Source organism: Sphingobium sp. (assembly GCF_033795625.1).
In the GTDB taxonomy this organism is placed as follows: Bacteria; Pseudomonadota; Alphaproteobacteria; order Sphingomonadales; family Sphingomonadaceae; genus Sphingobium.
In genome coordinates this window covers 1-12,746 of sequence record NZ_JARYGI010000005.1, presented here as the reverse complement: position 1 = coordinate 12,746, position 12,746 = coordinate 1, and the positions used below count along the sequence as shown (strand labels likewise).

General features: G+C 57.8%; 10 protein-coding genes and 1 rRNA gene. 9 read left to right on the top strand and 2 right to left on the bottom strand.

The window, feature by feature from the left end:
• The first annotated feature begins 9 nt into the window (after positions 1-9).
• The 4 genes from QHC67_RS03705 to QHC67_RS03690 are packed head-to-tail and all read left to right on the top strand — an operon-like array spanning position 10 to position 5,815.
• Positions 10-1,842, top strand: coding sequence for a WecB/TagA/CpsF family glycosyltransferase (locus QHC67_RS03705; RefSeq protein WP_319291146.1), 1,833 nt, complete (start codon positions 10-12; stop codon positions 1,840-1,842).
• Positions 1,842-3,011: a polysaccharide biosynthesis protein GumK gene (locus QHC67_RS03700; protein WP_319291143.1), complete on the top strand. Its 1,170-nt coding sequence runs from the start codon at positions 1,842-1,844 to the stop codon at positions 3,009-3,011. Before QHC67_RS03705 ends, QHC67_RS03700 begins: the two co-directional genes overlap by 1 nt.
• Positions 3,004-4,329 (top strand): polysaccharide biosynthesis protein GumE, encoded by a 1,326-nt coding sequence (locus QHC67_RS03695; protein ID WP_319291140.1) that lies wholly within the window; start codon positions 3,004-3,006, stop codon positions 4,327-4,329. Before QHC67_RS03700 ends, QHC67_RS03695 begins: the two co-directional genes overlap by 8 nt.
• On the top strand, positions 4,322-5,815 hold the full coding sequence (locus QHC67_RS03690; protein ID WP_319291138.1) for a lipopolysaccharide biosynthesis protein: 1,494 nt from the start codon (positions 4,322-4,324) through the stop codon (positions 5,813-5,815). Before QHC67_RS03695 ends, QHC67_RS03690 begins: the two co-directional genes overlap by 8 nt.
• A 6-nt stretch (positions 5,816-5,821) precedes the next feature.
• Here the strand turns inward: QHC67_RS03690 and QHC67_RS03685 are convergent, their stop codons facing one another.
• A complete protein-coding gene (locus tag QHC67_RS03685; protein ID WP_319291135.1) occupies positions 5,822-7,069 on the bottom strand; it encodes a glycosyltransferase in 1,248 nt (415 codons plus the stop codon).
• Between the two features lie 27 nt (positions 7,070-7,096).
• Positions 7,097-8,020 (bottom strand): glycosyltransferase family A protein, encoded by a 924-nt coding sequence (locus tag QHC67_RS03680; RefSeq protein ID WP_319291133.1) that lies wholly within the window; start codon positions 8,018-8,020, stop codon positions 7,097-7,099.
• A 216-nt stretch (positions 8,021-8,236) separates the two neighbouring features.
• Here QHC67_RS03680 and QHC67_RS03675 point away from each other — a divergent pair, with 216 nt between their 5' ends.
• From QHC67_RS03675 to QHC67_RS03655, 5 genes are all read left to right on the top strand, one after another.
• Positions 8,237-9,472, top strand: a complete 1,236-nt coding sequence (locus QHC67_RS03675) for a hypothetical protein (RefSeq protein ID WP_319291130.1) — start codon at positions 8,237-8,239, stop codon at positions 9,470-9,472.
• Positions 9,469-11,319 (top strand): HAD-IIIC family phosphatase, encoded by a 1,851-nt coding sequence (locus QHC67_RS03670; RefSeq protein ID WP_319291127.1) that lies wholly within the window; start codon positions 9,469-9,471, stop codon positions 11,317-11,319. The genes QHC67_RS03675 and QHC67_RS03670 overlap by 4 nt, the downstream gene beginning before the upstream one ends.
• The gene (locus QHC67_RS03665; protein ID WP_319291124.1) at positions 11,316-11,543 is read left to right on the top strand and encodes an acyl carrier protein; all 228 of its coding nucleotides are present in this window, start codon (positions 11,316-11,318) and stop codon (positions 11,541-11,543) included. Before QHC67_RS03670 ends, QHC67_RS03665 begins: the two co-directional genes overlap by 4 nt.
• A 111-nt stretch (positions 11,544-11,654) precedes the next feature.
• Positions 11,655-12,059: an acyltransferase gene (locus tag QHC67_RS03660; RefSeq protein ID WP_319291121.1), complete on the top strand. Its 405-nt coding sequence runs from the start codon at positions 11,655-11,657 to the stop codon at positions 12,057-12,059.
• A 453-nt stretch (positions 12,060-12,512) separates the two neighbouring features.
• A 16S ribosomal RNA gene (locus QHC67_RS03655) occupies positions 12,513-12,746 on the top strand; the annotation flags it as partial.

Sequence of the window (12,746 nt, the reverse complement as noted above, 5' to 3'; positions counted from 1 at the left end):
GTCGGAGGAATGGAAGACTACGTGCGCTGCCTCTCTCGTGAACAGCTTGCACAGAATTCGGTCAGCGTATTGACGCTGAACAAGACTTTCGGGGAACCCGACCGTGTGCTTGCGGACCAGGAAAACATCGATGGTGTCGATGTTCAACGTATCTCCTTCTCAGGCAGCGAACGCTATCCATTCGCTCCTTCCGTCCTGCGCCACCTGAGCGCGGCAGACGTCGTGCACGTTCATGGGGTGGACTTCTTCGCCGATTTTCTCGCGGCGACGACGATGGTGCATCGGAAGCCTCTGGTGCTGAGTACGCACGGCGGGTTTTTCCACACCAGCTTTGCTGCGAAGATGAAGAGGCTCTACTTCAACCAGGTCACGCGGCACAGCCTTAAGGCCTATCGCGCGGTAATCGCCTGCAGCCAGTCGGACCACGACATGTTCGCGACGATCACCGACGATCGTTTGCTGACCATCGAGAATGGCGTCGATGTCCGAAAGTTCGCCGGGCTGGCAGCCCGCGACACAAAGACTATTTTGAGTTTTGGACGCCTGGCGCCTAACAAGGAGCCGGAAAAGCTGCTCCGCTGGTTCGCTGCTCTCCGTCGGCAGGACCCAGAATGGAAGCTCGTCATCGCGGGCAAGCCCATGGGCGTGGATGTTGCGGCCCTGACCGACCTTGCACGGCAGCTGGGCGTGACCGACGCCTTTGAAGTCGTGCCTTTCCCAAGCGACGCGGAACTTGCCGGCCTTATATCGAAGAGCAGCTTCTTTGCGTCCGCTGCCTCTCATGAAGGCTTTGGGATAGCTGCCGTGGAAGCTGCCTCGGCAGGACTTTTCCCCGTGCTGAGTGATATTCCTGCACATCAGTATACGCGCACCAGATTAGGGTATGGGCTGCTCGAAACGTTCGACGATCCTAAGTCGCCAGAGCGGTTCCTGGACCTGTATCGCGCGGGCGCCTTGCTTGTGCCTCCTAAGGAGGTGCTGGCTACTTCGCTTCAGTCCTTCGCGTGGAGCGGAGTGTCGCAACAGATCGAAACCTTGTACGACACCATTCTTGGGACAAGGCGGCGTTCTTTTGGTGGCATCGATGTTCCCGTGATGGATGCGGCTTCCGCGCTGGATCAGTTGGGAGGCATCGTCAGGGCGCGGCAGCCGCAGGTGGTTGCTTTTTGCAACGCTCACACGGTCAACGTAGCGCGCCGGGACCCGGCATTCAGCGAGGCAATGAGCGAGGCGCTCGTTCTGAACGATGGTGCCGGCATCGATATTGCAAGCAAGTTGCTCTACGGTCGAAAATTCCCTGCGAACCTTAACGGCACCGATCTTGTTCCCGCGTTCTTGAGGCAATTTCGTACGAAGTTGCGAGTGTACATCATCGGAAGCGCCCCCGGGATCGCGGCACGCGCAGGCAGGATGCTGCAACGGATCAATCCCAAGATTGAGGTTGTGGGAACGGACCATGGCTTTTTCGATCCGAAGGACGAGGCGTTGCTAGCGCAGCGCGTGCGCGCCGCAGACCCTGATCTGGTCCTCGTCGGGATGGGCCAGCCGCAGCAGGAACTGTGGGCCAGCCGAAATGTGAAGGCGATCGGACTGCCGATCATATGCGTGGGCGGGTTGATCGACTTCGTTGCCGAAGCCGCCGTTCGGGCGCCTGAATGGATGCGGGCTGCGCGTCTTGAATGGACATATCGCCTATATCTTGAGCCACGACGACTGGCTCGACGCTACCTCATTGGAAATGTAACATTTCTTGCGGCAATAGCGAATGAGGCGCGGCGGGGAGTGAGGTTCCGAACCAAAAGCGGCGGCACTCCTCAACGCCAAGCTGGTTTACACGCCTGATGAAGACCGCAGCAGCAAATGTGCGTTCGACATCCAGTTTAGGCGAAAGAGATACGCCAGCAGCAGGCGCGCTCCCTTCATCAGCATCGCCCGTGCGGGTCCTCATCTTGTCGCGTCATGATTATCGCACGAAGCGGAAGGCAAGTGCGCATTTTCTGGCCAAAGCTCTGGTGGAGCAGGGGCACGAAGTTCAGTTCTTCTCTATCGGCTATAGTTGGCTTTCCCGCCTTCGAAGCGACAGCCGGGCGTTCCTGGACGAAAGAGCCAATCATTGGGAAACCGTCGACGGCGTCCAGGCTTATCTATGGCGGGGGGTGTGGCACGCGACGCGGATGCCACTCATGGGCGAACGCTTCGGCTACCTGTACGATATGTGGGCACGCAGTCGCTGCGATGCGCTGGACGAAGCGGCGTCGCGAGCGGATGTCATTATCGTAGAGTCCGGCATCGCGCCGGTTCTCATCCCGCGGGTGAGAGCTGCGGCGCCTAATGCGCGTCTCATCTACCGCGCCGCCGACCTCCTATCAACGGCTGGAGTTCATCCGCGTGTGCAGGAGATTTTGGAACAGTCGCGGGAAGCCATCGATCTTGTAGTAGTGGTCGCTCAAGCGATGCTTCCCCACTTCGATGATTTTCGGGCGCCAAAGATAGTGCTTCGCCATGGCGTCGACCGCGATCAGATCTGTGCCCCGACAGAGAGTCCGTACCCCCGTGGCAAAAACATCGTGTCCGTGGGCGCCATGCTGTTCGACCCGAAGCCGGTATGCCTAGCTGCCGAGCACTTGTCGGACTGGACGTTCCATCTGATCGGTGTGCCCAGCAGCACTTTTCCGGATAACGTCGTGCAACATCCGGAGATGCCTTTCAGCAGTACATTACCTTACATCCGCCACGCAGACATCGGATTGGCCGCGTATCAGAAGGAAGCGCGATCCGAATATCTCGCGGAATCCAGCCTTAAACTGCTTCAGTTCGGTGCGATCGGCTTACCTGCAGTTTGTCCTCAGTTTGCAGTCGAGCAAGGTAGCTTGAGGTTCGGCTACGATCCCGAATACCCAGAAACCATCATTGGCGCATTGGAGCGTGCGGCGAATGCGCCCCGATCGATTTCGCATGTGCCATCCTGGTCGGAAGTAGCGGGCAACTTGATAGAGGCTGCCCGTGCTTGAGGCAAAGGCGCCGATGGGATCGACTTTTACCTGGGCACCGCCAGCACCTCCCGGTGGTGCTAAGGATGATTCCCGGCCGTTTGCTCTTTCTCAGCTGCAGATTGCCTGCGCCGCTGTGCTCGGCCTCACTGTTGCCTTCAATCCTCTCCTGGCATTGGTGAACGCGTCGGTCATGCCCGTCAGCGGGACAATGGTGGCAATCGTACAGGGTGCTTTGATCGGTTCGGCGCTTTTACTGGGGCTTTATGCTTGCGGCAGAGCAGCCAGCTTGTGGATAGCTCTGGTCTGGATGCTCGCGCTGGTGTCCCTCGCCACTGCGGCTGTTCGTGCGCAGTTCGATCCCAAGAGCCTGGGTGATGTTCTCCTGATCCCGGCCTTCGTTTTGATGGGGATGCAACTCACGCGAACGACTTTTATTCGAACCGTCGTGATGATGCAGGCCGCCATCCTCATCGTCGGCATCTGGGAGGTTCTATATCCCGTCAACTTCGGATCCGTGTTCAAAGTTGCCCAATATTACATCAACTCCCGCGGGTATGAAGCCAATGACTTCTGGGCGGGTGGCGACTTGTTCGTGAGCGCGACGCGGCCACATGGGCGTATGCTGCTGCCGAATTCAGGGCTTCACAGAGGATCGTCTCTCTTTCTTGAGCCGGTGTCGCTGGGCAACTGGACGATCATGATTACTCTCTTCACCGCCGGCCTCTGGCGTGACCTGAGCGTAAAATTGCGAGTGTTGCTGATCGCCTCGAATATGGCGCTGCTGGTGGTCTGTGATGGTCGCCTGGCGTTAGGGGTGAACCTGATGCTGATTGCCGTTCTGCCGGTCGTCCGCTTCATTCCCGGCTGGATTAGCATCGTCTACCTACCTTTCTCGCTGCTTCTACTGACAGTGGCGAAGATGCTGGGGTTGCTGGCCGAAGTCGGGGACACTTTCGCCGGCCGGTTGCGATATGGGATCGAGGCCTTGGGACGGCTCAATGTGCAACGCTTCTTCGCCATTGGCGAAAGCCGGACCGGCAACGAGGATGCGGGGCTGGTCTACTTCATTCAGAACCAGACGCTGCCGGTCGCGATCATCCTGTGGATCACCGTCACGCTCGCCAGTACTGGGGAGACAGGGGGCGGCAGGGCCTTCAAGCATGGCATGGCGATATTCCTGGTGGCGTGCCTGCCGATCAGCAACGCGTCTTTATCGATCAAGACCACGGCACTGATGTGGACGTGCTTCGGCTTTTTCTACGCGCGGGCGAAACTCGCTTCGTTTGTGGCCGAAGCGGACAGTGCAAAAGCTCCGACGGGACTGGCCCATGCCTAACGAAAATGCGCGCTCTCCGGGACTGGGCAATGCCGCTGCGCGTGGCGCTACATTACTCGGGCTGTCTCAGGCGGTGAAGGTCGTCACAATGTTCGCTTCCACGGTGATCGTGGTGCGATTATTGTCTCCCGCTGATTACGGCGTGATTGCGATGGTGGCGCCAATCGCAAGCTTCATACTGATCTTCCAGTCTTTGGGGCTAGGTCAGGCGGTTGTGCAGAGGCGCGACCTGACAGCGGACCAGATCAACGCTGTGTTCTGGTTCAACATCTTTGCGTCGCTGGCCATAGCCCTGTCGTTCGTAGCTTTAAGCCCGCTGGTAGCCATGTTTTACGGCGACCGGCGACCCGGCTACGTGATCGCGGCGAGCGGCCTCACGGTAGTGGCGACGGGCGTGTCGCTGTTGCACGTCGCCTTGTTGAACCGACAGATGCGGTTTGGCGCGCTCAGCGCCATCGACATGACTGTGGCGATCGTGAGTTTTGCCGCCACGGTCTTGAGCGCCCTGATTCTGCGGACCTACTGGGCGCTGGTAATAGGACCTTTGGTCGGAGCTATCGCCGGTTCACTGCTGGCGTGGTTCATGGACCCTTGGCGCCCTTCGATCCGCGTCCGGCTGCAAGGTGCGCGTTCGCTTCTGCGCTTTGGGGTTGATGTCACGGGCTTCAACCTGCTTAATCAACTCAGCCGGAACATCGATAACGTGCTGATTGCGAAGGTATGGGGTGCGGTACAGTTGGGCCTTTACGACCGCAGCTACCGTCTGATGATGTTTCCACTTCAGACGATCAATCAACCTTTGTCACGAGTGATGCTGCCCGCGCTTTCGTCCGTTCTCACAGATCCTGTACGGTATCGCCGGATGTTCCTGTTCGCAGTGCGTTCGCTCGTCTTCGTCACGGTGCCTGGCGCGCTGGTGGCCGCCGCATGTAGCGAACCCTTGGTAGTGCTGTTGCTCGGCGAACGATGGCTGGGAGCAGCGCCCATCTTCTTCTGGCTGGCGCTGGCCGCGAGCGTGCAGTCGGTCTCCAATGCCACTGGCTGGCTGTTCATCAGCTCGGGCCAAACACGGTCTATGATGAACTGGGGTGTTGCCTCAGCCATTTTCGCGATCGGGAGCATAGTGATCGGGCTGCCATGGGGAGCGACCGGCGTCGCAGCCGCATATGCGGCAAGCGAAGTTCTCCGCATTCCTATCCTGTACCGGTGGAGCACGCGGAACACCAGCGTGAACGCTTCCGACTTGTACGCGGTACTCTTGCCCTCGCTGGCTGCCGGGGCTGCCGGAGCGGCAGTAGTCTGGGTGCTGAAGGAACGCCTGGAAGCGCTTCCGTTGATCGCTTGTGGACTTGTGGCGGCCTATACAAGCAGTGTCGCATTCCATGCGCTATCCAACGAGGGTCGTGACATGATCGCTCGCTCCGCCCAGATGGTGCGGAGCATACTTAGCCGTGGCCGCTCATCGACTATGGTGGCGGCCTCCTGAGGTGGATCAGGTGGAGAGCGATTGCACCGCAGGGGGCGCACTTTTCACGGCTCCGCGTTGTGAAACGCTCGGCTGAAGCTGCGTGAGAATAGCTTCCAATTCGTGATCGAGATTTGCGTTGTTGAACTCGAGCCGAACCTTCGCCCGTGCCGCTTTACGCATCGCCGCTATATCCACGGAACCGCTAGCAAGGCGCTCCAAAGCCCGAGCGATAGGCGCGGCATTGCGTTCCGGCACCAGTAGTCCCTCACTGTTGTCTTCAATCAATTCCGGGATACCGCTATGATGAGTCGCTATGACAAGGACGCCCATAGCCATGGCTTCCATCAATGCCACTGGTATGCCTTCCATGTCCCCATCTGCAGCTACCACCGATGGCAGAAGGAATATATCGGCTGCGCGAAGTTCCGCGAACACCTCTGAGTGAGATTTGCGGCCAAGAAACTTCACCGTGTTGCCTTGGGACTGAGCCTTTTTCGCGAGAGTTTCTTCGAGAGGCCCGAAACCGATGATATGATATTCGATGGCCGAGCGAGCCTTTTTCACTCCCTCAATCGCATATTGAAGACCCTTTTTTTCTACGAACCGTGCCACGCTTAACACACGGACGGGCCTGGACAGCGGCCGGTCGTCCGGAAGCGGGTGTAACGCGTCGAAATCTACCCCCATGCGCAGTATCTGGATTTTGGTGGGCGGCGCTCCCCATGAGATGAGCTGATCTCGCCACAGCCGGCTAATCGGCAGTAGGCGTTCTGCCGACTGAAACAGTTGTCGATAGGAAGGCAGGTAGCGTTCCAAGGTCCAGTGATCGCTCATGTCCTTTCCATGAAAAACCACTGTCAGCGGTCCCTTTAGCAAGTCCGCCCGACGCAAGATGTCCGCGCGCACTCCCATGGGCCCGAAATGCGCGACGATGGCGTCGAAAGAACCCAGATGCCGCGGGCAGCTGAAGAGGTCGGCTGCGGGCATCAGTGAACCCATTTTCAGCCCTTGGATGACCCCTCGTAATCGGCGCCACCGGATTAGTGAGCGCAAGCCGCAGCTTAACCGTAGAGCCAGTACCCCAAGCCCAGTGCGTTGCTCCCGTATCAGTTGGACAGTCAGGCCTTCGCCTCGCATCTCCTCGAAGGGCGCTTTCAAATTCCCGGCAATGATCGTGACCTGATGCCCCAAGGCTTGCATCCCGACGATCTGGCGGGCGATGAATGTCTCTGAGGGGTTAGGATAATCGGCTACAAAGAACGCAATTTTCACACGAAGTTCCTCAACCGACACATTTCTCTAGGACGTAGCGGATAGCTTGGGCGCCTTTGCGAACCGCGCCAGTGCCGCTACCGGTCCATGCGCCAGTGCCAGGGCGATACTGAGTTCAAGATAATGGCGCGGCCGGACAGCGCATTTCCGCCTGATGCCAAGAGCGGTAGTTCGCAATTCCCTTCTCATAGCAGCCGGCAATTCATGGCCATATCGGGCTAGGAATTTATCGATCCCGTCAGCGCGCTTTGGACTGGGCGTGGCAATCCTGTCGCCCGAGTGATCCCGCCATACAACGAGGGGCTCACCAACGACGGAATATCTTGTCTGGTTTTGCAGGAGGCGCACTAGCAAATCCCAGTCATTGAAGACGGTCATGGCGGGATCGAACCCACGCACAGCGGCGAAGTGCGTCCCCCGAATCAGGAAGTTGCTCCCCGTCATCGCACTGCGAAATTGCAGAACGTTGGCTCCTGTCATGCCCTCGGGTGTAGACCGCATGATGTCCGATCGGCCTTGCTCCTGCCGATTGAGAGCGCTCATGACCAGATCGACGCCGTCCTGCTTGGCGCGCTCCGCTGTACGGACAAGAAACGGCGGCTGCCACACATCATCGTCGTCGAGGAAAGCAATCCATTCATGAGCGCTGACGAAGGCGCCGAGATTGCGAGAGCCACAAGCACCAGGCGCGATCATATTGGAAACGTATCGCGTGGGAACCTGCCACGTAAGCGCGAAGTTCATAACATTCTGTCGGGTAACTATATCGTCGGCGTCATCCACAACGATGAGTTCGTCCGGCAATAGACTTTGCTGGGCGACGCTCGACATCGCTTCCTTCAGCAGCTCAGGCCGTCGATGTGTAGGTATGACTACCGAAATCTTCATCCGCAGCTTGCCCAAGTTGACCGCCTTGAATGTACCCTTACCCTTTGTAACAGGTGAATCCATTACAGCAGCTTACATAGGTATTCACCCGTAGCTTCTCAGCCCTTCACAGATTCAGCATATTGTTCTTGCTGCTGCCTTGGAGGGTATTCAGATGCTGCAATGCCGCCCCGGTCGGCTTGGTTCGGAAACCTTGCCAGCGATGCTCAGCCTGACCAGGAAAATTCTTGGTAGATGGCGATGAACGAAGCAGCGGGCCAAGGCGCGGCATTCGGTAAGTTGGGGGCAACCGAGGCAGGCACAGTTTCGCTGCTGAACACGGCTTCCAAACTACTCAGGCATCCAAGCCTTGCGGCGTCTGCAGTCTTCTTCATGTCGGGTGGCGCCTTCGCGCTTGGTAACCTCCTTCTCGCACGCACTTTGTCAGTGACGGAGTTCGGTCAGTTTGCCTTGGCGCTGGCCCTGTTCAATATACTTATTCTGATTGCACCCTTGGGGCTGGACCAATTCATACTGCGTCACCAGCTAAATCCCGATACACGGTTGATTTCGTTGGTTGCAGCGTTCGCACTACTCATGGGCTCGGCAGTTTCGGCATTCATAGTGTCGCTGGACGCTCTGAGCCTGATGGAGGCATCTGCGCTGACCATTTCCATAGTGACAGGGGCAATCATTGTCACTGCGAACGCCGCGTTGCGGTCGCGAGCACGAACGCTCTGGGGCCTGGCCTTCACTACCGGGGCCAGTTGGATGTTGCTGGCCATCGGCGGAGCCGCATTGCTGTGGACACCAGTTACAGCTGCTGGTCCCCTGATTGTATTCGCCCTTGGTAACACGATAATGGCGCTGGTCGCCGTAGCCATGGCTCTGCGTCATCAGCTCAGTGGCGTGCCCGCTGTAAAGAAGATTGATTGGCGTGAGACCTCCAGTCTGCTCGGCATTGCTGCTGTTGGCACTATAGCCCTCCAGGTCGAGCGCCTGCTGGTGCCCGGTACGCTGGGCCTTGCAGACCTCGCCATCTTTGCCGTGCTTGCGTCGACAGCAATTTTTCCTTTTCGTTTGCTTGTTGCAGGGGTGGGGTTTTCTTTGGTGCCCCGATTGCGGCGCGCCACGGACTTGCGGGAGCGGCGGCGGATCGTGGGTCTGGAAATCCTGGCGGCGGGCGGTCTGGCTTTGGTCGCCACCATAGCGATCTTGACCCTCACACCCTTGCTGGTGCCCTGGCTGACCATGGGAGCTTATCACGTAGGTTATGGATTAACGGCAGCTGCCTGCCTAAACGGACTCTCGAAGCTCGCGCATGCCATGGCCACTGCAATCCTTACAGGCTGCGGCAATAGAACGACTGTTCATCACATGAACAAATTGAGCTTCGCATGGTTGGCTCTCGCTTGTGCTGGTGGGTGGGCAGGGTCCTCCCTCGGCCTGGCGGGCCTCCTGCTAGGTGTCAGCATCGGAGGGCTGGCTGTATCGGTCCCAACGGTAATCCTCGCTTACAGGTCTTTGGCAAGATGAGTGATCCCATTGCAGCAGATCGGACGATTGATCTTGTTCGTCGCGACATTCGCCTCAAGGAGCGTGAGGGTCCTCTTCGTGGCGCGGACTATCGTGCGTTTCACCGCCAACTGAGGGAGCTTGATGCCGGCGGCACTGTCCGGGTCACGTTGCTTGGTAACGTCACTTGCGAGTTGCTGGAGCCGTTCCTGGCGGTGTCAAGCGCCCGCGAGGGTTTCCAGCTATCTTGTCGCTATGGCGGTTTTGGCCAGTTCTTTCAGGATCTCACGACAGGCGTCTGTCAGCTGTTCGATCCGCATATTATCTTTCTGTTGCTGTCGCTTGAGCAACTCCGCCCCGATGCCATAACTGGGATAACTGCTCTTTCCCCTGGCGAGAGGCTCAAGCTGCGGGAGCAGATAACGAATGAGATACGCGACTGGGTAGTGGCCGCTGAGTCGGGAACAAATGCGACGCTGCTGGTAGCCAATTTTCCCATGCCCGCTTTCCCGGCCCTAGGAGTGGCGGATGCCGCCAATGATTTCGGCGAAATGGAGTTCTACTATGAGCTTAACCGGAGTATGCTGGAGATCGTGGCGGATCACCCGCGCGTTCAGCTATTTGATTTAGCTGGCGCTGCCGCTCGCGTCGGTAGCGATCAGGGCTTCGACCGGCGGATGTTCCATGTTGCGAAGGTCGGGTGGACCGAACGGCTGATGGCGGAAATGGGCAACTGCTTCGCGCGGCACCTGATTGCTGCAACTGGCACGGCCCGGAAATGCCTGGTTGTCGATGCTGACAATAGCTTGTGGGGCGGCGTGCTGGGTGAGGAGGGACCTTGGGGGATCAAGATCGATCCCGGCGATCCCACAGGAGAAGCGTTTCTCGCTTTCCAACGGCGAGTGAAAGCTCTCAAAGACCGCGGCGTTTTGCTGGCTCTGTGCAGCAAGAACAATCCTTCCGATATCGATGAGCTGTTCGATGTGCGAGTAGACATGCCTTTGAAACGGAGTGATTTTGCAGCGCTTGCGGTGGGCTGGAATTCAAAGAGTCAGGGTTTGATCAACATTGCACGCGACCTTAACATCGGGATCGAGGCGCTCGTGTTCCTCGACGATAATCCTGCAGAAGTCGAGCATGTCCGGGCCGCGTTGCCTGACATCGAAACGGTGCTGCTCCCAGCGGACATCGCGTCCTATGAAGGTTTGCTCGACCGCTTGCCGTGGTTCGAGAAATCCCGAATCACGGCCGAGGATGTGCGCAAGGCCGATCATTATGCGGAAGCTGCGGCAAGAGAAGCGGCTCTACAGGAATTACCCAAGGGACTTGGATATCTGGACGCTTTGGGTATCGAACTTGAGGTGCGCCAAGCCGAGCCTCGGGATCTCCATCGGCTTCATCAGCTTTTCACCAAGACCAACCAGTTCAACGTAACGACGATCCGGTACTCGCTGGGAGAGTTGCAGGAGATGATCCACACGGAGGATATCTGCCTGGAAGTGGCCTTCATGCGCGATCGCTTCGGTGACATGGGCATGATCGCGGCGATCGCTACGCGGACGAACGATCCGATGCGCTGGCAAATAGACAGTTTCGTGATGAGCTGCCGCGCAATGGGCAGGGGAGTTGAAACCGAAATACTGCATCGCGTGCAGGATCGTCTTGCAAGTACGAATTCCGATGCGACTCTCCTGGCCGCATACCGGCCCACTGCACGCAATGCGCCAGTAGCCGGCTTGTTCGAGGATCATGGATTTCACCCCTTGCATCAAGCGGAGGACGGCAGAGTCGATTATGCTTGGTACGCTGGCAATGCCGCCGCTGCCGCCTGCTCCTGGATTCAGATGCGTGAGGATCTGGCTGCATGAATGTGATCGATAGGATTCGCTTTTTGATGGCCGACGTACTTGAAGTTCCGGTGCATCGCCTATCCCCCGAGGTGGATCGGGAAGAGCTTCCGGAATGGGACTCGCTCGCTCATCTGCGCCTAATCACCGCTTTGGAAGAGGAGTTCGGCATCCGGCCTTCCATGTCCGAGATCGGCAATGTCCACAGTTTTGGCGACCTTGTTATGCTTGCGGAACAGCGCTGACATGGTCAGGCTGACCAGAGGGAACCAGTGGTGTTATTAAACCCTCTGATAGGCTTAATCCGCTTCAAGGCCGCCATCAGTCCCCGCGCGCAGGTGGAGTTTAAACCCTGGTTGTCCATCGGGGCGAACAGCCGGATCAGTTCTTTCGTAAGGATCAGCAGCAGCGGCGGCCCGATTTCCATCGGCTCTCACACCGATGTCGGAGTTGGCAGCTTCATAGGCGGCGGCGAGCAGGGGGTTAGTATCGGCCAAGACTGCCTTATCAGCCCAAACAGCTGGATCGCCGGATCAGATTATAAACGGCCGGGTGGCACATCCGCAACCGAAGTGGCGGGTAAGCCGGGGCGCATCACGATCGGCAATAATGTGTGGATAGGTGCAGGCGCATCTATCCAGGACTGCGTGACGATAGGCGACGGAGCTATAATCGCCCCGAACTCCGTAGTCGTTACGGACATTCCGGCCAACGCCATTGCTCAAGGCAACCCTGCAAAGCCCATCTTCATCCGCCGGTGAGCCTGTTCCCGGTCTTCTTTCGATTTTTTGTCATAAAATTGAAAAGGGGAGTTGACGGTTTATGGTGATGGGCATATATGCCGTTTCACCGGACGGGGCGCTGCTAGCAAGTAGTGCTTTTGACTGGTCGCCAACATGAACGGACAGTGAGTCCCCCGATAGCGATAGCGGGGAACGGTAACTGTCCGCCACTTTTGTCGGCTGGGTTCTTTGACATTGTAGGTTAGATGAAGGGACATGTGGGCGACGGCTCTGGTTTCACACGGTTTTATGGCGTGTGGGGTCAGTTAAATTTAGGCCGTTCCTAATGGGTTCCTGCTGGGCTTTGGTCTGGTGGGGAGTTCATATGTCTCAATTTTACATATCCACAGTGAATGTAATTTGTGCAGGAATGGCTCCATGAAATGGCGGCCTTTGACGTGGCTTATTCCGCCGCGCTGGAGGTCGAGCATCAAACTTGAGAGTTTGATCCTGGCTCAGAACGAACGCTGGCGGCATGCCTAACACATGCAAGTCGAACGAGACCTTCGGGTCTAGTGGCGCACGGGTGCGTAACGCGTGGGAATCTGCCCTTGGGTTCGGAATAACAGTTGGAAACGACTGCTAATACCGGATGATGACGTTAAGTCCAAAGATTTATCGCCCAGGGATGAGCCCGCGTAGGATTAGCTAGTTGGTGAGGTAAAG